The sequence below is a fragment of the Conyzicola nivalis genome (assembly GCF_014639655.1).
Classification (GTDB): domain Bacteria; phylum Actinomycetota; class Actinomycetes; order Actinomycetales; family Microbacteriaceae; genus Conyzicola; species Conyzicola nivalis.
In genome coordinates this window covers 629,511-653,278 of record NZ_BMGB01000001.1, presented here as the reverse complement: position 1 = coordinate 653,278, position 23,768 = coordinate 629,511, and the positions used below count along the sequence as shown (strand labels likewise).

The 23,768-nt window shown below is 69.5% G+C and carries 24 protein-coding genes; 15 read left to right on the top strand and 9 right to left on the bottom strand.

Annotated elements, in window-relative coordinates:
• Nucleotides 1-27: 27 nt before the first annotated feature.
• Complete coding sequence (locus IEV96_RS03185; protein ID WP_373282435.1) at nucleotides 28-927, bottom strand: SPFH domain-containing protein; 900 nt, start codon at nucleotides 925-927, stop codon at nucleotides 28-30.
• A gap of 23 nt (nucleotides 928-950) precedes the next feature.
• Nucleotides 951-1,427 (bottom strand): NfeD family protein, encoded by a 477-nt coding sequence (locus IEV96_RS03180; protein ID WP_188509252.1) that lies wholly within the window; start codon nucleotides 1,425-1,427, stop codon nucleotides 951-953.
• 83 nt (nucleotides 1,428-1,510) lie between these two features.
• Here IEV96_RS03180 and IEV96_RS03175 point away from each other — a divergent pair, with 83 nt between their 5' ends.
• The 4 genes from IEV96_RS03175 to IEV96_RS03160 all read left to right on the top strand — a co-directional run bounded on the left by IEV96_RS03175 (nucleotide 1,511) and on the right by IEV96_RS03160 (nucleotide 5,738).
• On the top strand, nucleotides 1,511-2,272 hold the full coding sequence (locus IEV96_RS03175; RefSeq protein ID WP_188509251.1) for an SDR family oxidoreductase: 762 nt from the start codon (nucleotides 1,511-1,513) through the stop codon (nucleotides 2,270-2,272).
• On the top strand, nucleotides 2,265-2,726 hold the full coding sequence (locus IEV96_RS03170) for an NUDIX hydrolase (RefSeq protein WP_229733004.1): 462 nt from the start codon (nucleotides 2,265-2,267) through the stop codon (nucleotides 2,724-2,726). The genes IEV96_RS03175 and IEV96_RS03170 overlap by 8 nt, the downstream gene beginning before the upstream one ends.
• A 13-nt stretch (nucleotides 2,727-2,739) precedes the next feature.
• Nucleotides 2,740-3,213, top strand: coding sequence for a heme-degrading domain-containing protein (locus IEV96_RS03165; protein ID WP_188509250.1), 474 nt, complete (start codon nucleotides 2,740-2,742; stop codon nucleotides 3,211-3,213).
• Between the two features lie 137 nt (nucleotides 3,214-3,350).
• The gene (locus IEV96_RS03160) at nucleotides 3,351-5,738 is read left to right on the top strand and encodes an ATP-binding cassette domain-containing protein (protein WP_188509249.1); all 2,388 of its coding nucleotides are present in this window, start codon (nucleotides 3,351-3,353) and stop codon (nucleotides 5,736-5,738) included.
• A 484-nt stretch (nucleotides 5,739-6,222) separates the two neighbouring features.
• On the opposite strand, the gene IEV96_RS03155 is transcribed toward IEV96_RS03160, so the two are convergent.
• Complete coding sequence (locus tag IEV96_RS03155; RefSeq protein ID WP_229733002.1) at nucleotides 6,223-6,483, bottom strand: hypothetical protein; 261 nt, start codon at nucleotides 6,481-6,483, stop codon at nucleotides 6,223-6,225.
• 23 nt (nucleotides 6,484-6,506) lie between these two features.
• Here IEV96_RS03155 and IEV96_RS03150 point away from each other — a divergent pair, with 23 nt between their 5' ends.
• Together IEV96_RS03150 and pgi are read left to right on the top strand one after the other, a co-directional pair.
• On the top strand, nucleotides 6,507-6,986 hold the full coding sequence (locus IEV96_RS03150) for a MarR family winged helix-turn-helix transcriptional regulator (protein WP_188509248.1): 480 nt from the start codon (nucleotides 6,507-6,509) through the stop codon (nucleotides 6,984-6,986).
• A gap of 145 nt (nucleotides 6,987-7,131) precedes the next feature.
• Nucleotides 7,132-8,859, top strand: coding sequence for a glucose-6-phosphate isomerase (gene pgi, locus IEV96_RS03145; RefSeq protein WP_229733000.1), 1,728 nt, complete (start codon nucleotides 7,132-7,134; stop codon nucleotides 8,857-8,859).
• A 6-nt stretch (nucleotides 8,860-8,865) separates the two neighbouring features.
• On the opposite strand, the gene IEV96_RS03140 is transcribed toward pgi, so the two are convergent.
• Both IEV96_RS03140 and IEV96_RS03135 read right to left on the bottom strand, forming a co-directional pair.
• The gene (locus IEV96_RS03140; RefSeq protein ID WP_268235573.1) at nucleotides 8,866-9,492 is read right to left on the bottom strand and encodes a response regulator transcription factor; all 627 of its coding nucleotides are present in this window, start codon (nucleotides 9,490-9,492) and stop codon (nucleotides 8,866-8,868) included.
• Entirely contained in the window at nucleotides 9,489-10,736 is a 1,248-nt protein-coding gene (locus IEV96_RS03135) for a sensor histidine kinase (protein ID WP_229732998.1), read from the bottom strand. Before IEV96_RS03135 ends, IEV96_RS03140 begins: the two co-directional genes overlap by 4 nt.
• Before the next feature lie 161 nt (nucleotides 10,737-10,897).
• On the opposite strand from IEV96_RS03135, the gene IEV96_RS03130 reads away from it, so the two are divergent.
• From IEV96_RS03130 to IEV96_RS03120, 3 genes are all read left to right on the top strand, one after another.
• A complete protein-coding gene (locus IEV96_RS03130) occupies nucleotides 10,898-11,467 on the top strand; it encodes a small multidrug efflux protein (protein WP_188509245.1) in 570 nt (189 codons plus the stop codon).
• Between the two features lie 92 nt (nucleotides 11,468-11,559).
• The gene (locus IEV96_RS03125) at nucleotides 11,560-11,796 is read left to right on the top strand and encodes a hypothetical protein (protein WP_188509244.1); all 237 of its coding nucleotides are present in this window, start codon (nucleotides 11,560-11,562) and stop codon (nucleotides 11,794-11,796) included.
• A gap of 78 nt (nucleotides 11,797-11,874) precedes the next feature.
• Nucleotides 11,875-12,087, top strand: a complete 213-nt coding sequence (locus tag IEV96_RS03120) for a three-helix bundle dimerization domain-containing protein (RefSeq protein WP_188509243.1) — start codon at nucleotides 11,875-11,877, stop codon at nucleotides 12,085-12,087.
• A 69-nt stretch (nucleotides 12,088-12,156) separates the two neighbouring features.
• On the opposite strand, the gene lanKC is transcribed toward IEV96_RS03120, so the two are convergent.
• From lanKC to IEV96_RS03105, 3 genes are all read right to left on the bottom strand, one after another.
• Nucleotides 12,157-14,853 carry a class III lanthionine synthetase LanKC gene (gene lanKC, locus IEV96_RS03115; protein ID WP_188509242.1) on the bottom strand — a complete coding sequence of 899 codons (2,697 nt, stop codon included), beginning with the start codon at nucleotides 14,851-14,853 and terminating at the stop codon, nucleotides 12,157-12,159.
• An 84-nt stretch (nucleotides 14,854-14,937) separates the two neighbouring features.
• Nucleotides 14,938-15,567 carry a response regulator gene (locus tag IEV96_RS03110; protein ID WP_308419461.1) on the bottom strand — a complete coding sequence of 210 codons (630 nt, stop codon included), beginning with the start codon at nucleotides 15,565-15,567 and terminating at the stop codon, nucleotides 14,938-14,940.
• 14 nt (nucleotides 15,568-15,581) lie between these two features.
• Nucleotides 15,582-16,820, bottom strand: a complete 1,239-nt coding sequence (locus tag IEV96_RS03105; RefSeq protein ID WP_188509240.1) for a sensor histidine kinase — start codon at nucleotides 16,818-16,820, stop codon at nucleotides 15,582-15,584.
• 220 nt (nucleotides 16,821-17,040) lie between these two features.
• On the opposite strand from IEV96_RS03105, the gene IEV96_RS03100 reads away from it, so the two are divergent.
• The gene (locus tag IEV96_RS03100; RefSeq protein WP_229732996.1) at nucleotides 17,041-17,799 is read left to right on the top strand and encodes a lytic transglycosylase domain-containing protein; all 759 of its coding nucleotides are present in this window, start codon (nucleotides 17,041-17,043) and stop codon (nucleotides 17,797-17,799) included.
• Here the strand turns inward: IEV96_RS03100 and IEV96_RS03095 are convergent.
• Nucleotides 17,796-18,824: a LacI family DNA-binding transcriptional regulator gene (locus tag IEV96_RS03095; protein WP_188509239.1), complete on the bottom strand. Its 1,029-nt coding sequence runs from the start codon at nucleotides 18,822-18,824 to the stop codon at nucleotides 17,796-17,798. The two genes, IEV96_RS03100 and IEV96_RS03095, sit on opposite strands and share 4 nt — an antisense overlap.
• A 158-nt stretch (nucleotides 18,825-18,982) precedes the next feature.
• Here IEV96_RS03095 and IEV96_RS03090 point away from each other — a divergent pair, with 158 nt between their 5' ends.
• From IEV96_RS03090 to IEV96_RS03070, 5 genes are read left to right on the top strand one after another with little or no spacing between them, the layout of a single operon-like run.
• Complete coding sequence (locus IEV96_RS03090) at nucleotides 18,983-20,044, top strand: extracellular solute-binding protein (protein ID WP_188509238.1); 1,062 nt, start codon at nucleotides 18,983-18,985, stop codon at nucleotides 20,042-20,044.
• 3 nt (nucleotides 20,045-20,047) lie between these two features.
• Complete coding sequence (locus IEV96_RS03085; RefSeq protein ID WP_188509237.1) at nucleotides 20,048-20,959, top strand: ABC transporter permease; 912 nt, start codon at nucleotides 20,048-20,050, stop codon at nucleotides 20,957-20,959.
• Complete coding sequence (locus IEV96_RS03080; RefSeq protein ID WP_188509236.1) at nucleotides 20,956-21,753, top strand: ABC transporter permease; 798 nt, start codon at nucleotides 20,956-20,958, stop codon at nucleotides 21,751-21,753. Before IEV96_RS03085 ends, IEV96_RS03080 begins: the two co-directional genes overlap by 4 nt.
• Nucleotides 21,750-22,937, top strand: a complete 1,188-nt coding sequence (locus tag IEV96_RS03075; RefSeq protein ID WP_188509235.1) for an ABC transporter ATP-binding protein — start codon at nucleotides 21,750-21,752, stop codon at nucleotides 22,935-22,937. Before IEV96_RS03080 ends, IEV96_RS03075 begins: the two co-directional genes overlap by 4 nt.
• On the top strand, nucleotides 22,934-23,752 hold the full coding sequence (locus IEV96_RS03070; protein ID WP_188509234.1) for an MBL fold metallo-hydrolase: 819 nt from the start codon (nucleotides 22,934-22,936) through the stop codon (nucleotides 23,750-23,752). Before IEV96_RS03075 ends, IEV96_RS03070 begins: the two co-directional genes overlap by 4 nt.
• The last annotated feature ends 16 nt before the right edge of the window (nucleotides 23,753-23,768 follow it).

The window sequence follows — 23,768 nt, the reverse complement described above, 5'->3', positions numbered from 1 at the left end:
GCGTGATGGTGGTGGCTCTCGGGCTGTCTAGACCGTGGGCGGCGTCGGCGGCGTCGGGCCGCGGCCGGTCATGAAGCCGGACGTGATTCCCTTGAGCGCCTCGGTCAGCTCGGTCGGGATGATCCAGAGCTTGTTCGACGGCTGCTCGGCGATCTTCGGCAGCATCTGCAGGTACTGGTAGGCGAGCAGCTTCGGGTCGGGGTCGCCGGCGTGGATCGCCCCGAACACCGTCTCGATGGCCTGGGCCTCACCGTTGGCGCGGAGGACGGCGGCCTGGGCCTCGCCCTCGGCCTCGAGGATCGACGCCTGGCGCGAGCCCTCTGCCTGCAGGATCGCGGCCTGCTTGGTGCCCTCGGCGGTGAGGATCTGCGCGCGACGGTCACGCTCGGCGCGCATCTGCTTCTCCATCGAGTCCTGGATGGAAACGGGCGGGTCGATCGCCTTGAGCTCGACGCGGCCGACGCGAACGCCCCACTTGCCGGTCGACTCGTCGAGCACCACACGCAGCTTGCCGTTGATGGTGTCGCGGCTCGTGAGCGCTTCCTCGAGGTTCAGGCTGCCGACCACGTTGCGCAGGGTCGTGGTGGTGAGCTGTTCGACGGCCCCCAGGTAGTTGGCGATCTCGTAGGTCGCGGCGCGGGCGTCGGTGACCTGGAAGAACACGACGGTGTCGATCGAGACCACGAGGTTGTCTTCGGTGATCACGGGCTGCGGCGGGAACGAGACGACCTGCTCGCGCATGTCGATGAGCGGTCGCACCCGGTCGATGAACGGAACAAGGATGTTGAGTCCGGGCATCAGGGTCTTGCGGTACTTACCCAGCCGCTCGACGACGCCGGCGTTCGCCTGCGGGATGATGCGGATGGACCGGAAGAGCACCACGATCACGAAGACCACGATGACGACCAGGAAGATCACGAGAACGATCTGCCCGAAGAGTTCGCCGGAGTTCACGGTGCTGTCCTTTCAGCGGGCGCGACCACTGCGGTCGCCCCGTCTATAGAGACGACGACCACGCGGTCGCCGATTTCGAGCGGGTGCGACGACGAGGTCGGCGTGAGCCGTGCCGTCCAGGTCTCGCCGTTCAAGAGCTTGACGTAGCCGTTGGCCCCGACGAAGTCGGCCGTCACCGTCGCGGGCTGGCCGAGCAGCGCGTCGACGTTGCTGAGCGTCGGATCGTCGCCGCGGTGCAGGCGGCGGATGAGCGACGGGCGGACGGCGAAGATCAGCAGAACCGCGACGAGCGCGGCGATCACGATCTGCAGCCAGAAGTCGATGGGCGTGAAGCTCACGGCGAGTCCGGCGACGCTGCCGACCGCGAGCATCAGGAAGGTGAAGTCGAGCGTGAACACCTCGATGACGAGGAAGATCAGGATGAGACACACCCACACGACCCACGCGTAATCGATCAGGAAATCCAGCAGCATCGGTCGGCACCTCTCGCGTGTCGTATCGTTCCGAACCTAACACGCACGTCCGTCGGACGGGGCTATTGGTAGTCTCTTCTGTCGTGAGCAACCCTGTACAGCCCGGATCCCTGACCGGCAAACGCGCCCTTGTAACCGGATCGTCGAGAGGCATCGGCGCAGACACCGTTTCCTACCTCGCGGAGGGCGGCGCACGCGTCGTCGTGAACTACCGCAACAAGGAGGCACGCGCGCTCAAGCTCGTCGCCGCCATCGAGGCGAAGGGCGGGTCGGCGATCGCCGTCGGTGCAGACCTCACCGACGAGTCATCCGTCACAGAACTCTTCGACACCATCGCGGCAGAATTCGGCGGCCTCGACATCCTGGTGATGAACGCCTCGGGCGGCATGGAGAGCGGCATGGCCGAGGACTACGCCATGCAGCTCAACCGCGACGCCCAGGTGAAGCTGCTCACCGCCGCGCTGCCGCTGCTCGCGCCCGGCGCACGCGTCGTGTTCGTCACGAGCCACCAGGCGCACTTCATCCACACCGCCGAGACCATGCCGGAGTACCTGCAGGTCGCGTTGAGCAAGCGCGCCGGCGAAGACGCCCTGCGCGCCATGGTCCCGGAGCTGACGCAGAAGGGCATCGAGTTCGTCGTCGTCTCCGGCGACATGATCGAGGGAACGATCACCGCCACGCTGCTCGAACGCGCCAACCCCGGTGCGATCGGCCAGCGCAAGGAAGCGGCCGGACGCCTCTACAACGTGAGCGAGTTCGCCGCCGAGGTCGCCGCGGCCGCTGTCGAGCCCGTTCCCGAGGACAACACGCGCTACGTCGGCGACGTGAGCGGCTTCCTTGCCTAACCTGCACCACCACCGGCTCACCTCGCGCGTCGTACTCTTCGACCGCGAGGGCCGGGTGCTGCTGTTCTTCACGCTGGCACCCGACACGAGCGGAATGTCCCGCTGGCTCACGCCCGGCGGGGGAGTGGACCCGGGGGAGAACCATTCGGATGCCGCGTACCGCGAGCTGTTCGAAGAGACCGGTCTCACCGGCGTCGACCTGGGCGAACCCGTCTTCGAGCACGACTTCGATGTCGCGTGGGACAGCGCCGACCACGACACCGGCCACGCCGTGTTCTACACCGCCGTCGTCGACAACTTCGAACCGTCGCACGACAACTGGACCGAAGACGAGAAGGTCGAGGTCTTCGAGCACCGCTGGTTCAGCCTCGCCGAGCTCGAAGCGCTCACCGACAGCTACGAACCGGCCAACCTGGTCGAACTCGTCCGCACGAACCTGCCTGACCACTCATAGGAGAGTTGCCCCGATGACCGAAGACTTCGCCGCCCAGATCGCCGAGATCGAGGAGCAGGAGGCCCGCCTCCAGTTCACGCGCTTCACCCACGAGGACGCCCTGGCGCTCGGCCTGATCCTCGTGCGTCTCGGCACCGAGCGCTCGCTCGGCATCACCGTCGACATCACCAAGGGCGAGCAGCAGGTGTTCCACGTGTCGCTGGCCGGCACCACCGCCGACAACGACGACTGGGTGGCGCGCAAGACCCGCACGGTCAAGCGTTACGCCGCCAGTTCGTTTCTCATCGGCCGCCGTCACAAAGCCGCGGGCAAAGACTTCAACGAGGCATCCGGCCTGCCCCTCGCTCTCTTCGCGGCGCACGGCGGCTGCTTCCCGATCGTCATCCGCGACGCGGGACTGATCGGCACCGTCACCGTGTCCGGCCTCGCGCAGGCCGACGACCACGCCCTCGTCGTGGAGGCCCTCGAAGAGTTTCTGGGGGAGTGACGGGCGGCTTCTAGACCTCGCGTTCTTTCGCCAGGCGGCGTGAGCCGTCCGGCCGTCGGTGGCCGGCCCTATGCTCGGAGGTGACCCACCCCGACCGCTATGGCGGCCGACGACAACGACGACGGATGGAGACTCGGATGAGCACGGTCACGACCGCTGAACAGCCGGCTGGCACACACGGCTTCGACAGTCACGATGTGATCAGGGTGCAGGGTGCCCGCGAGAACAATCTCAAAGACATCAGCGTCGAGATCCCGAAACGCAGGCTTACCGTCTTTACCGGCGTCTCGGGCTCCGGGAAGAGTTCGCTCGTCTTCAGCACCATCGCGGCCGAATCGCAGCGCATGATCAACGAGACGTACAGCTCGTTCGTCCAGGGCTTTATGCCGTCGCTCGCGCGGCCCGACGTCGACGTGCTCGAGGGCATCACCACCGCCATCATCGTCGACCAGGAGCGCATGGGTGCCAACTCGCGGTCGACCGTCGGCACAGCCACCGACGCGAACGCGATGCTGCGCATCCTGTTCAGCCGGCTCGGCGAGCCACACATCGGATCGCCCCAGGCCTTCTCGTTCAACGTCGCGTCGATCTCGGGCGCCGGCGCGGTCACGATCGAGCGCGCCGGCGAGACGACCAAGGAGCGGCGCAGTTTCAGCATCACGGGCGGCATGTGCCCGCGCTGCGAGGGAATGGGCACCGTTAACGACATCGACCTGTCGCAGCTCTACGACGACAGCAAGTCGCTCAACGGGGGAGCCCTCACCATCCCCGGCTACACCGCCGACGGCTGGGGAGTGCGCATCTACTCGGGCTCGGGCTTCGTCGACGGCGACAAACCGATCCGCGACTACTCCGAGAAGGAGCTGCACGACTTTCTCTACAAAGAGCCGACCAAGATCAAGCTCGGCGACATGAACATGACCTACGAGGGGCTCATCCCCAGGGTGCAGAAGTCGTTCCTGTCGAAAGACCGCGAGGCGATGCAGCCGCACATCCGGGCGTTCGTCGACCGCGCGGTCACCTTCACGGCCTGCCCCGACTGCGGGGGCACCCGGCTCAACGAGGGCGCCCGCTCGTCGCGCATCAACGGGCTCAACATCGCTGAGGCCTGCGCGATGCAGATCAGCGACCTCGCCGAGTGGGTGCGCGCATTGAACGAGCCGTCGGTGGCGCCGCTGCTGAAGAACCTGCAGCACATCTTCGACTCGTTCAGCGAGATCGGTCTGGGGTACCTGTCGCTCGACCGCCCATCGGGCACGCTGTCCGGGGGAGAGGCCCAGCGCACCAAGATGATCCGTCACCTCGGGTCGTCGCTCACCGACGTGACCTACGTGTTCGACGAGCCGACGATCGGCCTGCACCCGCACGACATCCAGCGCATGAACTCGCTGCTGCTGCAGCTGCGCGACAAGGGCAACACCGTGCTCGTGGTGGAGCACAAGCCCGAGACCATCGCGATCGCCGACCACGTGGTCGACCTCGGACCACGGGCGGGCGCCCACGGCGGCCAGGTCATGTTCGAGGGCACCGTCGAGGGGCTTCGCGCGAGCGACACCCTCACCGGGCGGCACCTCGACGACCGCGCGACGGTGAAACCGTCGGTGCGCGGGGCCACCGGCGTTATGCAGGTCCGCGGTGCATCCGAACACAACCTCCGCGACGTCGACGTCGACATCCCGCTCGGAGTGCTGACCGTCGTCACGGGCGTCGCGGGATCGGGCAAGAGCTCGCTCATCCACGGCTCGGTGGCGACGCGCGACGAGGTCGTGTCGATCGACCAGGGCGCCATCAAGGGCTCGCGGCGCAGCAACCCGGCGACGTACACGGGTATGCTCGAACCGATCCGCAAGGCGTTCGCGAAGGCCAACGGCGTGAAGCCGGCGCTGTTCAGCGCGAACTCCGAGGGCGCCTGCCCAAACTGCAACGGAGCCGGCGTCATCTACACCGACCTCGGGGTGATGGCGAGCGTCTCGACCACGTGCGAGGTGTGCGAGGGCAAGCGCTTCGACGCTGCGGTGCTCGACTACCACCTGGGCGGCCTCGACATCAGCGAGGTGCTGGGCATGCCGGTCGCCGAGGCGCTCGAGTTCTTCGCGGCCGGGGAGGCGCGCATCCCCGCGGTGCACGCCATCCTGGCCAGGCTCGCCGACGTCGGGCTCGGCTATATCAGCCTCGGGCAGCCGCTCACCACCCTCTCCGGTGGCGAGCGACAAAGGCTCAAGTTAGCGAGCCATCTGGGGGAGAAGGGTGGCGTCTACGTACTCGACGAGCCGACCACCGGTCTGCACCTGGCCGACGTCGAGAACCTGCTCGGGCTGCTCGACCGGCTGGTCGACTCGGGCAAGACGGTCATCGTCATCGAGCACCACCAGGCCGTGATGGCTCACGCCGACTGGATCATCGACCTCGGGCCGGGCGCCGGGCACGACGGCGGGCTCATCGTCTTCGAGGGAACGCCCGCCGAGCTGGTGGCCGGGCGGTCGACGCTGACGGGCGAGCACCTGGCGTCGTACGTTGGCGCGTAGGCAGGGCACTGCCGCTTTACGCGGCTGCGTTGCAGCCCCTTTCGGCGGAACTATTGCGCGCTGATAATGCACATTATGTCAAGTAAGCGATTCCGCGAGGTCTGACCGCCGTCTGTCCGCACTGCCCGTCTGGTCGCGACTCCTCGCCCGACCGCGCCCCGTTGCGTGCCAAATGCAGGAAATTTCGCCTCGAGTCACACAATGGCGCGGATCGGGCGGCCTCGACGCGGAAATCTCCTGCATTTGGCATGCGTCAGCGTGAACACACGCGCGCTCCGGATGCGCCGCTCCCGCAAATCGCCGGGCGATCGGCCCCCGGTGCGCGCCTTGGCGCTGGCGGCCGGGCGCGAGGCGCATCCGCGTATCTTTTGGACGCTATCCGCGGTGTCCGGCCACAAAATCGAACGACTAGCGACCAAAACCGGTCGCGGATGCGCCTCTCGCGGCACGACTCCCCCAGGGCGCGGCGACGCGCCCCGCCCGCTCAGCGCGGGCAGTCGACCTGGGTGCGCGGACCGCTGCGGTCGATCGTGTGCAGCGCCATCGGCATTCCGCACATCGGGCACACGGGATCCGACGGCGCACGGTACGGCGCTTCGGGCTTGCCGATGCCGATCTGCGCCGGCCCGGCGAACGTGAAGACGATGCGGTTGAGCCGGTTGAAGAATCCGGGTTTGCCGATAAACGGGTTCATGGCGGTCTGCCGCCGAACCCGCTCGTCTCCCCCGTTTTTCTTTCGCGTCATAACACTTAGTATACTAACTATTTATGACGGCCAGTACAGAGCAACCGCCCACCGACGATGTCGGGCCCGACGTGCTCGCGCTCGACCAGCAGCTCTGTTTCGCGCTGGCCGTTGCATCCCGCTCGGTGATCGGCGCGTACCGCCCGATCCTCGAGCCCCTCGGACTCACCCATCCGCAGTACCTCGTGATGCTCGCCCTGTGGGAAACCGAGCCGCGCTCCCTCACCGAGCTGGCCGACGTGTTGCGGCTCGAGCCGGCGACCCTGTCCCCGATCGTCAAGCGTCTCGAGGCCGGCGGGTTTCTCACCCGCCAGCGTTCGACCGCCGACGAGCGGCAGCTCGAGGTGCGGCTCACCGAGGCGGGCCGCGCGCTGCGGACGGAGGCCACGCGCGTTCCACCACAGGTCGTGGCGGCTTTGGGCGTCGACGTGGAGGAACTCGCCGAACTCCACGCCCGCCTCACCGCGATCATCGGCCGCATAGCCCCGCTCGCGTCGGCATAGCCAACTAACGGGGCATAGCAGACGACGTCTCCCGCCGACGGTCGGTCGCCCTGCTCGCGTCGCGGGAATAGGGTTGATGATGGTCCGCCTCGCACTGCCGCGGGAGTCGCGGGCCGAGCTCCGTCCCTGCACTCAGGAGAACACCTTGACCGAAACCGCCCCTGTCGATCCCACGTCCACCGACGCCTGGCGCAACCTCGCCCGCATCGCCGACGGCTTCTCCCCCGATCTGCGCGGCTGGTTCGACGCCGACGACGGCCGGGCCGAGCGCTACACCTTCCAGGCCGCGGAACTCACGGTCGACCTGTCGAAGGGCCTCATCACCGACGAGATCGTCGCGAACCTCGTGCAGCTCGCGAAGGACGTCGACGTCACCGGCCGCTACCAGGCCATGATCGCCGGCGAGCACATCAACGCCACGGAGGACCGCGCCGTACTGCACACGGCCTTGCGCCGCCCCAAGGACGGCGAAGGCCTCGTTCCGCCTAAGGGCTTCATCGTCGACGGGCAAGACGTCGACGCCGACGTGCACGCGACGCTCGACAAGGTCTACGCCTTCGCCGACAAGGTGCGCTCGGGCGAGTGGACCGGCGTCACCGGCAAGCGCATCGAGACCGTCGTCAACATCGGTATCGGCGGATCCGACCTCGGACCGGTCATGGTCTACGAGGCGCTCAAGCCCTACGTCCAAGCGGGCATCGAGGCCCGTTTCGTCTCGAACATCGACCCCAACGACGTCTACGAGAAGACCGCAGGGCTCGACCCCGAGACGACGCTCTTCATCGTGGCATCCAAGACCTTCGGCACCCTTGAGACCCTGACCAACGCGCGTCTCGCACGCGAGTGGCTGTGGGCAGAACTCGGCAAGGCCGGTGCTCTGGATGACACGGACGAGGCGCGCACCGGCGCTGTCGCGAAGCACTTCGTCGCCGTGTCGACCGCCCTCGACAAGGTCGCGGCGTTCGGCATCGACCCGGAGAACGCCTTCGGCTTCTGGGACTGGGTGGGCGGCCGGTACTCCGTCGACTCCGCCATCGGCACCTCGGTCATCATCGCGATCGGGCCCGACAACTGGCGCGAGTTCCTCGCCGGCTTCCACGCCGTCGACGAGCACACGCGCACCGCGCCGATCGAGCAGAACGTTCCCGTGCTGATGGGGCTGCTGAACGTCTGGTACACCAACTTCCTCGGCGCCCAGAGCCACGCGGTACTCCCCTACGCCCAGTACCTGCACCGTTTCCCCGCCTACCTTCAGCAGCTCACCATGGAGTCGAACGGCAAGAGCGTTCGCTGGGACGGCTCGCCCGTCACGACCGAGACCGGCGAGATCTTCTGGGGCGAGCCGGGCACGAACGGACAGCACGCGTTCTACCAGCTCATCCACCAGGGCACACGGCTGATCCCGGCCGACTTCATCGCGGTCGCCAACCCCGCGCACCCGCTGAAGGACGCGACCGGCGACGGCGCGGGTGTCGAGCCCGGCCAGGACGTGCACACCCTGTTCATGGCCAACTTCTTCGCGCAGACGAAGGCCCTCGCCTTCGGCAAGACCGCCGACGAGGTGCGCGCCGAGGGCACCAAGGAACAGGTCGTACCGGCACGGGAGTTCGCCGGCAACCGCCCGACCACGTCGATCCTCGCACCGGCCCTCACGCCGAGCGTCGTGGGTCAGCTGATCGCCCTGTACGAGCACATCGTGTTCACCGAGGGCACGATCTGGGGCATCGACTCGTTCGACCAGTGGGGCGTGGAGCTCGGCAAGCAGCTCGCCCTGCAGATCACCCCCGCCGTCGCCGGAGACGCGGCCGCTCTCGCGACCCAGGACTCGTCGAGCAAGGCGCTCATCGCGAAGTACCTGGAGCTGCGGGTCTAGCAGGGGCTAGATCCACCCGCGCTCGCGGGCGACGAGCACGGCCTGCTGTCGCGTGTCGACGGACAGCTTGCTGAGCACGGTCGAAATGTGGTTGCGCACGGTGCCGGGGGCCAGTGAGAGCGCACGGGCGATCTGCGCGGTCGTCTCGCCGTTGCTGCCCAGCCGGAGAACGTCGAGTTCCCGGTTGGTCAGCGGGCAGCGCTCGTCGCTCAGGGCGTCGGCGGCGATCTCCGGGTCGATGTAGCGGGCGCCCGCGGCCACCTGACGGATGACCGCGGCCACCTCGCCGGCGTCGCGGGATTTCGGCAGGAATCCCGCCACGCCCGCGGTGAGAGCGCGGCGCAGCACGCCCGGACGGGCGTGCCTGGTCACGATCACGCACCGCGCAGAGACGGTGCGCCTCAGCCGCTCCGCGACGTCGACCCCGTCGAGGCCCGGCATCTCGAGATCGAGCAGGCAGATGTCGGGCTTCAGCCGTTCGGCCTCGGCGACCGCGTGTTCTCCGTCGGAACATTCCGCGATCACGTCGATGTCGCCCTCCAGCCGCAGCAGTGCGGCGAGAGCCGAGCGGATCATGACCTCGTCGTCGGCGATGAGAACCCGGATCTTCGCGCCCGGAGCTGCGTCGGTCACAGCTCGGGCTCCTCGGTCGCGGGCACCGTGACGATCACGGTGAAGTCGCTCTCGCCTCGCACGATCTCGAGGGCTCCCCCGGCTTCGGTGGCACGGCGGGCCAGGCCGTCGAGCCCGGTCCCCTCCGACCTCGCGCCGACCCGTGGTGAGCCCGGGGTCGGGATACTCGCGGCCGCAGCATCCGTATCGTTTGATATCTCGTACCGCCACAGGTCCCCCGCTCTGGCGAGCCGAAGTGTCGCATGCCGGCCGCCGCCGTGGCGGAGGACGTTCGTCGTTGTCTCGCGGATGACCGGGCCGAACAGGGATGCCGGGGCGTTGTCCGCGTCCTGACCGACGACGGTTTCGGCGGCGATTCCGGCGGCACGCAGCAGGTCGCGGGCGTTGGCCAGCTCGTCGCGGAGCGGGACGGACCGGAACCGGGTCGCGAGGTCGCGTGTCCCCTGCCGGGCTTCGTCCACGCTGATGCGGGCGGCCCGCAGCTGTTCGAGAGCGGCGGCCGGATCGCTGGGCAGCAGCCGTTCCGTCAGTTCCAACTGGAGGGCGATCACCTGCAGGTGGTGGCCCTGCAGGTCGTGCACGTCGGTCGCGACGCTCAGCCGCTCCTGGATGGCGGCGAGCCGCGCCTCCGATACCCGCGCCCGGTCGAGTGAGATCAGAACGTCCCACCACCACAGCGACACCACCGTCATTATCGGTAGAGCGGCAGAGATATAGCCCAGCGGGTAGTAGCCGTTCGTGATGTCGAGCGAGCCGGAGACGATCATCTTGGCGTCGATCACCCAGAGGCACGCCAGCACCGCGGTTATCGCCAGCACCACCCGCATCCGCTCCGCTTGCGGCCGGTCAAGCAGTTGCACCGACTGCGCGACGGGAACCACGAGCAGCAGCCAGAGGCCCGAGAGGGAGAAGGCGAACACACCGTACGCCACCGCGACCAGGAGCGGGAGCAGCACCGTGCGCCACCGCAGTGCAGTGGGCTCGCCGGTGCGATGCCGGTAGGCGAGAAGGAGCGGCAGGGTCGATCCGCACCAGATGAGCCCGCCCACCAGGACGGCGACCGTCGCAACGCCCTGCAGCCCGGCCTGCCGGAGCGTTCCCGCCCAGGTCAACACCAGGATCAGCTCAAAGGACACGATTGCCGCTGCTGTGTACCACCAGGTGACCCGAACGCCGCGGGACGTCGCCCGCACCGGGAGCGAGCGCGGCTCTCGCGCTTCGGAGAGCTGGGTGTGCGTAATCACACCACCACTGTAGGTCCCTGACATTTGTCACGGATGGCGCGGGAGAAAGGCCCGTAAACCGGTGACATCCCGACACTGCCGCCGCCGCGACGGAGGCGGTGGACTGATGGCAGTGCGGCGGGGTCGACCGGGTCCCGCCCCGAAAGAGAAAGAGTTCTTCCATGGACATCGTCGCGTATTTCCAAGACCTGGTTGCCGAGGTGCCCGAGTTCCTCCAGCCTGTCATCGTCGCCGCCGCCGGCGCAGTGCCGTTCGTCGAGGGCGAGGGCGCCACGACGATCGGCATCCTCGGCGGACTCAACCCCGTGGTCGCCGTCGCGGCGGCAGCAATCGGCAACTTCCTGTGCGTGCTCGTGCTGGTGCTCCTGACCTCGGGCGCCCGGTCGGCCGTCGTCAACCGCCGCTCCGCCGACGAGGTGGTGCTTGCCTCGGGCGGCACCCGTTCCGGCTCTGCGACCGACGAGACGATCCGAGCGATGGACGAGGACTACGCCTTGTCCGGCCGCAAGGCGGCGCGCAAGGCGAAGTTCCAGCGTGCTCTCGACCGCTACGGCGTGCCGGGGGTAAGCCTGCTCGGCCCGCTCCTCCTGCCCACGCAGTTCACCTCCACGATGCTCGCCGCCGGGGGCGTCGGAAAGGCCCGCGTGCTGTTCTGGCAGGCGATCGCCATCCTCGCGTGGTCGACAGTGTTCGGCGTCGTCATCAGCCGCGTGGTGCAGGGCGCCGGCTGATGAGCGCTCACGTCTTGCGCTGGCGTTTCCGTGGCGTTCACCTCGGCCGTCTACCGTGGTCGCCACACACCTTGGTCGCCGAGGAGGACACCATGACCACCACCGAGACGTTCGAACTGATCGCCGCGGCACCGGGGCGCTGGGACATCCGTCTGCACGATTCCCTCACCGTGATCGGCACGATCTGGCGCGCCGACGACGGGTTCGTGCTCTATGACTGGCTCGACCGCCGTTTGGGAACGTTCAGAACCGCGGATGACGCGGCGCAGAGCTTCGTCGGCGGTGCGAGCACCATCGTCCGCGGCATCCGTCACCTCGGTGCCGCCTGATCCCGGCAAATTCCACCGTCAGGAAGTGAGCCCGCTACGTTTCTTGACCAGATGTGATCACATCATGCACACTCAACTGTGACCACAGACGTAGACGACGAAGACACCATCCGACAGGTCGTAGACCGGCTGCAGGAAAAGCTCCCCGACACCCCGAGGGCAGAGCTCGAGCGCGTAGCGCGCGAAGAGTTCGACGCCATCGCGGGCCGTCCGGTGCGCGACTACCTGTCGATCCTCACCGAGCGCGCCGCGAAAAAACGCATCAAGCGCGACAGCAAGGTTGCTTCCTGAACTGACACAACAGAACGGGCCGGCAGGGTTCCCCTCGGAATCCTGCCGGCCCGTTCCGTCGTTGTCGGATCACCAGCGCGTCTGGCCGGACGATCCCCGGTACCAGGTCGGTTCGGCATCGGCGAAGCGGTCCGTTGGGGGGCCGAGCAACGGAAGAAGGTCCTGCCAGCCGTCTCGCGAGGGGTCGTAGACGCTCAGGCGGTAGGCCTGGAGCGCCGCAAGGATCCCGGCGGCACCCGTGGCCAGGTCGCACGACAGGCGCAGCAGACCACGGCCGGGAAATCCGATACCTGTGCTGTGGCGCACCGCGTGCAGCTGGAGGGCTGCGACGTGGGCGGCCAGCGCCGTGTCGGTTTCCGGGCTGGAGAGACCGACGCGCGAGACGGCGACGAGATAGTGGATGAGGCCGGCACGCCCGTAGAAGAGTCCGGGTTCGACAGCGAAGGGCGCACACGCGGCCAGGGTGATGGCGTCGATCGCCTCGAGATACCGCCGCGGGTTGTCGACGAGCGGCAGCAGCTCGGCCGCGACCATCCCGATGCCGGCGGAGCCGGTGGCCAGGTAGGGAATCAGCCGGCCTCCCTCGTCCAGCTGCAGCGAGCCGTCCGCGGCGAGCGTGCAGCGGGCGAGGTCGTGGTCGAGGGCGTCCTGCGCCAGCCGCAGGTGTGCGGCATCGCCCGTGCGCTGGTACAGACGCAGGGCGAACAGTGCCGTACCGGTCGCGCCCCACATCAGCCCGCCACGACCCGTGCGCGCGCTCGGCCGCGGGTCGTTCCTGTCGGGGTCGGGTCGGCGGTCGTAGTGCTCGCGCAGCAGTTCGGCGATGCGGGCCAGCTGCCACTCGACCTCTTCGAACCGGTCGACCTCGCCGAGCAGGTAGAGGCCGATGCCCGGCAGCCCGCCGTACAGGTCGGCGCCGAGAGACTCGAGGTCGACGCGCAGCACCCGCTCGAGCAGGTCGTCGGCAAGATGGTCTTCGCCGATCCGGCGCTGCAGCCATGCCGCGCCGGCGAGCCCGTCGTACAGTCCCGGTCGCGACTGCGGAGCGTCGGTCGCCGCGCCCAGCCAATCGAGCGCCTGCGGGTCGAGCTCGAGGCTCGTCGACTCGAGCGCGTGGATCACCCCGGCGGCACCGTGCGCGAGCCCGTAACCGTTGCCGCCGAACTGCCGCGGGTCGCCGGGCCACGCCCGGTCGCCGCGTGCGAAGTCGGCGCTGGCGTCGAGCGAGCGGCCGATCATCACCTGCAGCGCGAGAATCGCGTCTTCGCTGTCGGTGCGCCAGGCGCGCACGGCGGCATCGGCGTCGCACACGAGCTTGCTGCGCGTCGCGAGCGTGTCCCGGCCCGGCAGCCCGAGGTCGATGCGGATCTCGTCGACCCAGTCGTCGTCGAGCGCGAAGTTGTCCCGCGCGCTGTCCAGCAGCTCGTCGACCTTGAGCGGGTCGAGCGCGAGCAGCGGAGTGAGCGGCACGAACAGGAACAGCTTCAGGCCAGCCAGCGCGTAGCGGTCCGCTCCGATACCGCGCTGGGTCGAGGGGTCCGCGTCGGCCGGGGCGACGAAACCCGGCGCCCCGATCAGCACGGGGCCGGCATCGGCGACCGGCTGGCACATCTCGAAGTCGAGAAGCGTCACACGGCCCCCAGCGGTGACCCGCACGTTCCCGGGGTGCAGATCGCCGTGCACGTAGCCGAGTCGATGCACCCGCTCGAGGGCGGCCTGGGTCTGCGCGGCCACCTCGAGCGCCCACTGGCGGTACTCGAGGTAGTCGGCCGCCGCCGCGTTCGCGCGGGTGGCGGGGGTGCGCGCCACGACCGCCGAGTGAAGGTCGTCGCCGTCGACGAAGTCGAGTGCGAGGAATCGGTGGCCGTGCAGGTCGACGGATGCGCGCACGCCGACGACCGTGTCATCCGCCAGGGCGCGTAAGCGGCTCTCTTCGTCCAGAAGCCTGGCCACCGCGTCGCGACCGTCGGGGGTGAGTCCGGCGTGGGGTCGGGCCTCCTTGAGGATGACCCGCTCCCCCGCTGCATCCGTCGCCTCGTAGACGCCGCCCGCGTTCGATCGGTGCAGAACCCGGGTGATCGCGAAGGCGAGACCGTCGAGCGCGTCGGCGCCGCCCAGCGCGGCGGGCTGCTCGCGCAGGAATGCCGGCAGCTCGACCCAGGGCGGGCGCGTGAAACCCGCGGTGCGCCGGTCTTCGACCAGGTCGCCCTCGGGGGTGCGGATCGCGGGCAGGTCCTCGCCGTCGCCGCGCACGGTGAGCGGGGCGAAGGCGCCGTAACCGACGTGGAGCGGACCGGCTTTATAGCGCAGGTCGGAGAGGAGGTACGGTCCTGGCCGCCCGCCGACCAGAGCGTCGAGCGCGAGCAATGCGTCGCGCAGTTGCGTTTCGTCGGCCGGGTAGACGGTGATGAATCGGCCGGAAGCGGTGCGGTCGGCGTCTTTGGAGTTGCGAGAGAGGAGGGCCACGGCGGTGGGCGCGTGCGTGAAGGGAAGACCGGCGGCGTTGCAGTAGCCGGACACGAGCCGCAGGATGTCGGCGGCGCCGGACGGCGTCGCCGACACGTGGATCTTCCACCCCTGCTCGGGCAGCCTCGAATCGCGAGGGCGCCATCCCGACAGGTCGTCGTCGGCGTCGTGGCGCCATCCGGTCCAATCGCTCTGGGCGTCGGGAACGAAGGTGTTCGAGCGTCGCGCCGCCGGACCGCGCGAGGGGGTGTCGTAGAAGAACGGGTCGGCGCTCGCGAAACTCAGGTGGGTCAATGGCACGGGAGAAGCCTCGCCCGAAATCGCCCTTCAGCGCGTCTGCCGAAAGTCACTAGTGGGCGTATGCCGTTCGGCCACGCGCCGGCGCTACGAGGCGATTCCGTTGCGGAACGACCAGATCACCAGCTGCACCCGGCTCTGCATGTCGAGTTTGCCCATGATGCGCGAGAGGTGCGTCTTCACGGTTCCGGGCTCGAGGTGCAGCAGTCCGCCGATCTGCGCGTTGGAAAGGCCTTGGCTCAGGGCGCGCACGATGTCGAGTTCGCGGGCGGTGAGAACCGCGGTGACGGCGTCGGAGGCGACGGGCGACCGGCGTCGCTGTGCGAACTCGGCGAGCACGCGGCGTGTGACGGCCGGCGAGACGAGTCCGTCGCCGCGGGCGGCGGCGCGCACCGCGTCGGCCAGGTCGTCGGGTTCGGTGTTCTTCAGCAGAAAGCCCACCGCGCCCGCCTCGATGGCACCGAACACGTACTCGTCGACGTCGAACGTGGTGATCACGATCACGGGGACCGGGTCGTCGCTCGTCGCGATGGCGCGCGTGGCCGCAATGCCGTCGCCGTCGGGCATGCGGATGTCCATGATCACGACATCGGGTGTGACCTCGGTGACCCGAGCGACTGCCTCGGGACCCGACGCCGCCTCCGCCACCACCTCGATGTCGGGGAAGTCGTCGAGCAGCACCCGTAGCCCGCGGCGCACCACAAGCTGGTCGTCCACGATGAGGACTCGGATCATGAGACGGGCCGCCGTTCTATCGGGATGACGGCACGGGTCTGCCAGCCGCCATCGGGCGTGCGGCCACTGTCCAGGCGACCTCCGAGCATCGTGGCGCGCTCCCGCATACCGACCACGCCGTGGCCGGCGCGCGTCGAGGGGGCGGTCGCGTCGTCGGTCGGCGGCGCCGAGTTCGAGACGGTGAGCACCACCTCGCGGGCGGAGCGATCGACGTGGATGGCCACGTACGCGCCCGGCGCGTGCTTGCGCACGTTGGTCAGGGACTCCTGGATGATCCGGTAGCAGGCCAACGAGGTGGCGGGCGACAGGTCGTCGATGTCTCCCTCGACGGTGAGATCGATCGCGGGGTGCAATGTGCGGACCGACTCGATGAGGTCGGGAAGCCGGCTGAGGGTGGGTTCGGACACCGCGCCGGTCTCGTCGTCTTCGCGCAGCACGCCGACGACCTCGCGCAGGTTCTGCAGCGTCAGCTCGCCCTCGCTGTTGATCGATTCGAGCAGCTCGGCGGTGGTCGACGGGTTGGAGGTCTGCACCCGGATCGCCGCCTTCGTCTGCAGCAGGATGCCCGAGAGATGGTGTGCCGCCACGTCGTGCAGCTCGCGCGCCATGCGATTGCGCTCTTCGGCGACGGCGGCGGCGAGTTGGCCGTCGCGGGCCTGGCGCTGCGCGTTGGCGGCCTCGGCGGCGAGCTCGGCTCGGCGGCGCTGCGAACCGTAGAGCAGGCCGGCCAGGATCGGGGTGACATACGAGGGCACGATGCGGATGAGCGTCGCCAGGACCGCCACGGGAGGCAGTGCCCCGATGCTCATCGCGGCGAGGACGAGGTGGACGGCGAGGTCGACGGCGAACGCCGCGCCCAAGACTGCACCCCAGGTGCGCCACGGGGTGAGTGCGGCGAGGTTGAAGATCGCGAACAGGAACGTGATCGTGATCGTGAGGTTGCGGTCGATCGAGATGTAGACCGCCGCGAGGAAGCACAGGTAGACGAGTACAAAACAGAGAACGGGCGCCCGTGTGCGCCAGATCATCGGAACGGCCTGCACCGCGAAGAGCGCGACGCTCCCCCACACGCTCAGGGCGCTGACGGATGGGCCGCCGTTCGCCTCGAAGAAGCTGGTGCCCGTCTCGATGGTGATGAGGAAGTAGGCGATGGATGCGACGCCGGAGATGATCGCCCACGCCCAGTCGGGAAGGGGCACGTGCCTCATCATCGCGACGGGGGTTCTGAAAGCCAAAGCGTCTCTAGTCTGTGGAGGAATAGTGCCGGGGATGCCGCGCAACGTGGGGATTGCTCTCATAGGTTAGCGGGCAGCCGGGAACCCGACACCTCCCGGCCACGTTGATGTACGACAATGTCAGCGCCGCCGCCGCCTCGTCGCCGTCTGCCCGGCCCTGGACGAAAGAACCCGAAATGCAACGCACCCAGCCCTCCCCGGCCGCGGCGGCGATCACACCGTGAGCGCTTTCCTGCGCGTCATCGTGTACGGGGGCATCGTCGTGATCGTGGGGGCGGCGGTGATGCTGACGCGGCTCACCTCGATCGAAGCACCCGAGGCTCGCATTGCGGCTTCCGTTGCGGCGCCGATGGCCGCCGCCGCCCCTGTGGCTCCGAATGCCGCGGCGCTCGTCGCTCCGACCGATCGGGTCGACCCGCTGTGGGCCGCGGAAACGGGCGCCGCCACGGGGATTCCGGCCAGGGCGATAATCGCCTATGCCTCGGCCGACCTCACCGTCGGCGCGGAGCAGCCCGGCTGCGGTCTCGGCTGGAACACGATCGCGGCGATCGGCGCGATCGAGTCGGTGCACGCCACCATCGACGGCAGCCGCCTCGACGGCCAGGGATACCCGTCGCCCCCGATCCGCGGCCCGGCCCTCGACGGGCACGGTTTCGCCGCCATCGCCGACACCGAAGACGGTGTCTGGGACGGCGACGCGGTCTGGGACCGGGCGGTGGGCCCGATGCAGTTCATACCGTCGACCTGGGCCGACTGGGCAGCCGACGGCAACGGCGACGGAATGACCGATCCGAACCAGATCGACGACGCCGCACTCGCCACGGCCCGCTACCTGTGTGCGACGGGCGATCTCAGCAGCCCGCAGAACTGGCGGGCGGCGGTGTTCTCGTACAACCACCTCGAGAGCTACGTCGACGACGTGGCCGCGATGGCCAACCGGTATACAACCGCCGTCGGATCGCAGCCGGCAGCCGGTTAATTCACCGCCGTAGCCGACGACCCGCGCGGCACGAGGGTCGCGGGGATGACGACCGTGTCGCGCTCGCCGCCGTCGAGCTCCTGGATCAGCAGGGTGGCGGCGGCGACGCCGATCTCGAAGCGGTCTACCGCCACCGTGGAGAGGGCCGGCGCCAGCAGCCGGCTGGTCGAGAGGTCGTCGTGGCCGACGATGCTGATGTCCTCGCCGACGCGCACCCCCGCGCCGGCCGCGGCGAAGTAGAGCGCCGACGCGATGTAGTCGCTGTTCGTGATGTAGGCCGTCGGACGGGTCGCGGGGTCTTCGCGCATCACGGCGCCCACGACCTCCGCGGCCCGGTCGTGCTGCATCGCGGTCTCGACGACCCGACCCTCGAGCCGGTGGCGCGTCATCTCCGCCCGGAACGTGTCGACCCGCTCGTCGTCGGCGCTGCGGTCGTGCGGCGCCGCGACGATCGCGATTCGGCGGTGGCCGAGCTCGCGCAGATGGTCCACCGCCTGGCGCACGGCAGACTCGCTGTCGACGTGCGCCCTGCTCACGTCGAGCTGCGGCGAGTGGTTGGCGGCGTTGATGAGCACGAGCGGTTTTCCCGTCGATTTCTGCCAGCGCGCTGCCGCGTCGCCGCCGCCGATCGGCGCGAGCGCCAGCCCGTCGGCCTCCCGGGCGATGAAGGTCGAGACCAGCTCCCGCTCGCGATCGGAGGAGTAGTCGGCCGACCCGATGATGACCGCGAGCCCCGCGGTAGCGCAGGTCGCGTCGAAGCCGTTGATCACGTCGAGGAAGAAGGGATTGCGCAGGTTGCGGATGAGCAGCGCGACCGCCCCCGACCGCCCGGTGCGTAGGGCGACGGCCGAATTCCACGGCACGTACCCCAGCGCCTCGGCGGCGGCTTTGACCCGCTCGCGCACCGGCTCGCTCACCCCGGTGCGTCCGTTCAGGGCGAAGCTCGCCGCCGAGGTCGACACTCCCGCCTCGCGCGCGACGTCGGCGAGCGAGACGCGTCGGCGGTGTGACTGATCGGCGGTCATCGCATATTCCTAGCGTCGTCGGCGGGTGGTTCGGGCGGATTGCGGGCCGCCCGGGTAATCCGACGGGTGCTGTTCATCTTCCATTTACCGGAAGGCGAATTGCCCCGCCATCACCGACTATAACGTTATAGCTACCCCACCCCGATGAAAGGTTCACCATGATCTTCACCCGTTCCCGAGCCACAGCAGCCGTGGCATCCGGCGCTGTCCTGCTCGCCCTCGCCGGCTGCGCGTCCACAGACGTCGACGGCTCGTCCGCCTCGGGAGGGTCGTCGGATGTCAGCGGAGGCACCCTGATCACGTACAACTCCCCCGAGTCCTTCGCCAACTTCGGCGCCCTTCTCGAACAGTTCGGCGCAGAGAACTCCGTCGAGGCCCCCAGCGACACCAAGAACTCCGGGCAGGCCCTCGCCGCCCTCGTCGCCGAGGCGAGCGCGCCCCAGGCCGACGCCGTCTACCTCGGCATCGCCTTCGGACCGAGCGCGGTTACCGCAGACGTCACCGAGGCCTACAAGCCCGAGGGCTTCGAGGATATCCCCGACGGCCTGAAGGACCCGGACGGCAAGTGGTTCGCCGTGCACACCGGCGCCATCGCCTTCATCTGCAACACCGAGGCGATCGGCGACCTCGACTGCCCGACGAGCTGGGCCGACCTGCTCGACCCGAAGTACGCCGGCATGGTCGGATACCTCGACCCCTCGCAGGCAGCCGTCGGCTACTCGGTCGCCGCCGCTGTCAACCTCGCGCTCGGCGGGACCATCGACGACTTCGGCCCCGGGCTCGACTACCTCACGAAGCTCAAGGCGAACGGCGCCGTGACCCCGGCCCAGACCGCCACGGCGAAGGTCGTGCAGGGCGAGATCCCCATCCTCATCGACGCCGACTTCAACGGCTACGCCGCCCAGTACAACGAGGACGCGCCGCTCACAGTGACGATCCCCGAAGAGGGCTCGATCCAGGTTCCCTACATCGCGGGCCTCGTCAAGAACGCGCCGCACCCCGAGCTCGGCAAGAAGTGGCTCGACTACCTGCTCTCCGACGAGGGCCAGGCCACGCTCGCCGGCGGCTACGTGCGCCCCATCTCGGGCGAGGTTCCCGACGACGTCGCGGCCAAGGTCGCCGACGCCGACGACTTCGAGCGCGCGGAGGTCGTCGACTATGCGGCACTCGCCGCCGCCCAGGCCGACTTCGTGACGGCGTACCAGGCGCAGGTCCGCTGACCCGTGTCTGCACTCGCACGACGGACCGGGTGGGGCGGCCTTCTGGTCGCCCTGCCCGGGCTCGCTTTCCTCGCCTGGTTCCTGCTGCGCCCCCTCGCCCAGCTGGTCGTCGACTCCTTCAGACAGACCACCTTCGGTGTGACCGCGCCCGGATTCACGCTCGCCAACTACCAGGCCGTCTTCGTCGACGCCGGCCTGCGACAGTCGCTCGTCACCACCATCGTGCTCTCCGCCGCCGTGACCGCGATCACCCTCGTCGTCTGCACGCCCGCCGCGCTCACACTGGCCCGCTCCGGGCCCCGCCTCTCCGCCGTGGTCGACGCGATCCTGGTCTTCCCCCTCGCCTTCCCCGGAATCGTCATCGGCTTCTTCGTGATCGTTCTTCTCGGCCGTAACGGCCTCGCCTCGCAGCTGCTCGAGACCACGACCGGCGAGCCGGGCGCCCGCTGGGCGTACACGGCAGGCGGTCTCGCCGCCGCGTACGTCTACTTCTGCATCCCGCGCGTGATCGGCACACTGCGCGGCGCGGCCTCCACCCTCAACCCCGACCTCCCCGTCGTGGCCGCCTCGCTCGGCGCCTATCCGCTGCGTGTCGCCGCGACCGTCACCGTGCCGCTGCTTCGCGCTCCCCTGCTCGCTTCCGCCGGCGTCTGCATGGCGACCTGCCTCGGCGCCTACGGAACGGCCGCGACGCTGTCCGAGGGCATCCGGGTGCTGCCGCTCGACGTCGCCGACGCCCTCTACACCCGCGGCGACCAGGGCAGCGCCGCCGCCCTCTCCGTCGTGCTCGCGCTCCTCGCCGTGCTCTCGCTCGTGCTCTGCACCGCCGTCGCTCGCCTGCTCGAGCGCCGGTCGCCGCGAACCGGTGCCGATCTCCCGCTCGTGCTCGCTCCCGTCGCGCAGGTCGCACGATGACCCGCCGGCCCGGCTACCGCGAACGCGTGGGCCCGCTCGCCCTCGGTGTCGTGCTCGTCTTCGTGCTCGTCCCCATCCTCGGCACGATCGCCGTCTCCCTCTCGCCCGACGCGTCGCGCGGCCCGTTCGTCGGCGGGATCACGGGCGACTGGTACGTGCTGGCGTGGCAGCTCCTGCAGCCGAAGGTCGGTCCCACTCTCGCCGTCACCGCCTGCGTGCTGGTCGGCGCGGTGCTCGTGGTGTTGCCGCTCTGCCACGCGATCGCCCGCCGGATCGTGCCGGGAACAGCGGTCATCCGCCAGATCACGATGCTTCCGCTCGCCGTGCCCGGGGTCGCACTTGGCCTCGCCCTCGCGGCCTCCGACCCCGCGCTGCGCTCCAGCGGCGCACTGCTCGTCGCCGGTCAGCTTCTCGTGACGGTGCCGTTCCTCGTCGCCGGTCTCGTGCCGGCCCTGGCCGACCCGAAGCTGATCGAGGCGGAACGGGTCGCGTCGACGCTCGGCGCAGGACCGCTTCGGAGACTCCTCACCATCACCCTGCCCGGCATCCGGCTGCCGCTCGCGGCGGCCCTGCTCATGGCGGCCGCTCTCTCCATCGGCGAGTTCAACCTCAGCTTCTTCGTTGTGCCTCCGGCGCATCAGACGGCGCCGTTCGCCCTCTACTCGGCCTTCACCACCCAGCGCCTCGAACTCGGGGCGGCCGGGTCGGTGCTGTTCGGCGTCGCGCTGATTCCCGCCGCGATCGCCGCCGCCCTGCTCGCCCGTCGTTCGCTGTCCCGGAAGGACGCCTCGTGATCACCACCCCCTCCATCCGCAGCGCCGTGCACCTCGAGGGCGTCGGCCACGCCTACGGCAGCACGGTCGCCGTCGACGACGTCACGCTCTCGGTCGGCGACGGCGAGGTGCTCGCGCTCGTGGGGCCAAGCGGTTGTGGCAAGTCCACTCTGCTGCGCCTCATCGCCGGCCTGCTGACTCCGTCGACCGGGACCGTCTGGCTCGGCGGCGACGACGCGACCCGCCTGCGCGCCGAGCGCCGCGGCATCGGCTACGTGCCGCAGTCGTACGCGCTGTTCCCGCACCTGAGCGTGCGTGAGAACGTCGCCTACGGGCTCGCGGCCCAACGGGTCCCGCGCGCCGAACGCGGAGCACGCATCGACGAGGCACTCGAGCTGACCCGCATGACCGAATTCGCCGCCCGCATGCCCGCCGAACTCTCCGGTGGACAGCGCCAGCGCGTGGCGCTCGCCCGCGCGCTCGCGATCCGCCCGACCGTACTGCTGCTCGACGAGCCGCTGTCGGCGCTCGACCCGCAGCTGCGCGACGGCATGCGGCGCGACCTGCGCGCGCTGCTCGCGGCGGCCGACTGCACCACGATCATCGTCACGCACGACCAGTCCGAGGCCCTCGCCCTCGCCGACCGTGTCGCCGTGATGCGCGCCGGGCGCGTCGTGCAGGCCGACACCGTCGAACGCATCTGGAACCACCCCGCCGAGCCGTTCGTCGCCGAGTTCGTCGCCGGCGCCGCCGTACTGCCGGCCCGCGTCACCGAACGCCGCGTGCACATCGCCGACGACTGGAAGGTGCCGCGCGACGTCTTCTCGCCGTCCGACGCCGTCGCGGGTGCCTCGGCCTTCGTCGTGATCCGCCCCGACAACGGCGCCTCGGTCTACAAGGCTGCCGCGGACGATCTGCTCGGCGCGCTCGATCCTGGCGTCCGCGACTGCGTCGTCGTCGACGCCGAACCGCACGGCGGCCACTGGGCCCTGCGCGTGCGCCTGCTGACCGATGGCGTCGCCGACCCGCGCTGGCCCGAAATCACGGTCGCCGCCGAGACGCCGTGGCTGCCGGGCACGCGGTTGCGATTCGAACTCCGGATGACGGGGACCACCGTGCACCGTGACCGGGGCCGCACCGCCCCCACCCCGGCGCCCCACCAGCCAACACTCTCGCCCTCGATCCACCAGGAGTCCCACGCATGACCCTCACCCTCGACATCATCGGCGTCGCCGCCACCGCGCCGGTGCTGACCTCGGCCGCCAGCGGCTACCTGCTCACCACCGAGAGCGGCTCCGTGCTCGTCGACTGTGGCCCCGGCGTAGTGATGGAGCTCGCCCGCCGCGGACTGCTCGACGACGTCCGTGCGATCGTCGTCACGCACCGGCATGCCGACCACGCGCTCGACCTCGGCGCGTTCGCCTTCCGGGTGCAGTTCCCGACCCCCCGCGCCGAACGCATCCCGCTCTACCTCCCGGCCGAGAGCCTCGACTACGTGGCATCCTTCGACGACCTCATCGGCATCCCCACCGTGCCGACCCTGCAGCAGCCTCTCGCGCAGGCCTTCGACGTGCGCGGCCTCGACCTCGTGACCCCGACGCCGATCGAGATCCTCGACGGTCTCGTGCTCACCGCCCACGCCGCGAAGCACGCGGTGCCGAGCGCCGCCCTGCGCTTCGAGCACCACGCGTCGGGTGCCGTCGTCGCGTTCTCGAGCGACACAGCCGACTGCGCGGGCGTGCGCGCCGCCGCCGACCGCGCCGACGTGTTCGTCTGCGAGGCGACCTACCTGCGGGCCACCGAGCAGGAGCTCGAGGGACACGGCCACCTCACCGGCGCCGGCGCGGGTGCGCTCGCCATGGCGGTCGGGGCCACCACGCTGCTCGTCACCCACATCGCAGACCCCTCGCTCGCGTCGGAGATTCTCGCCGACGCCGTCGCGGCGGCGGGCGACACCGTCGCTACCGTGCTCGCCCGTCCGGGCGACCGGCACACCGCGGGGGTCGCGCAGCCCGCCTGACGCGCCGCCACTCCTC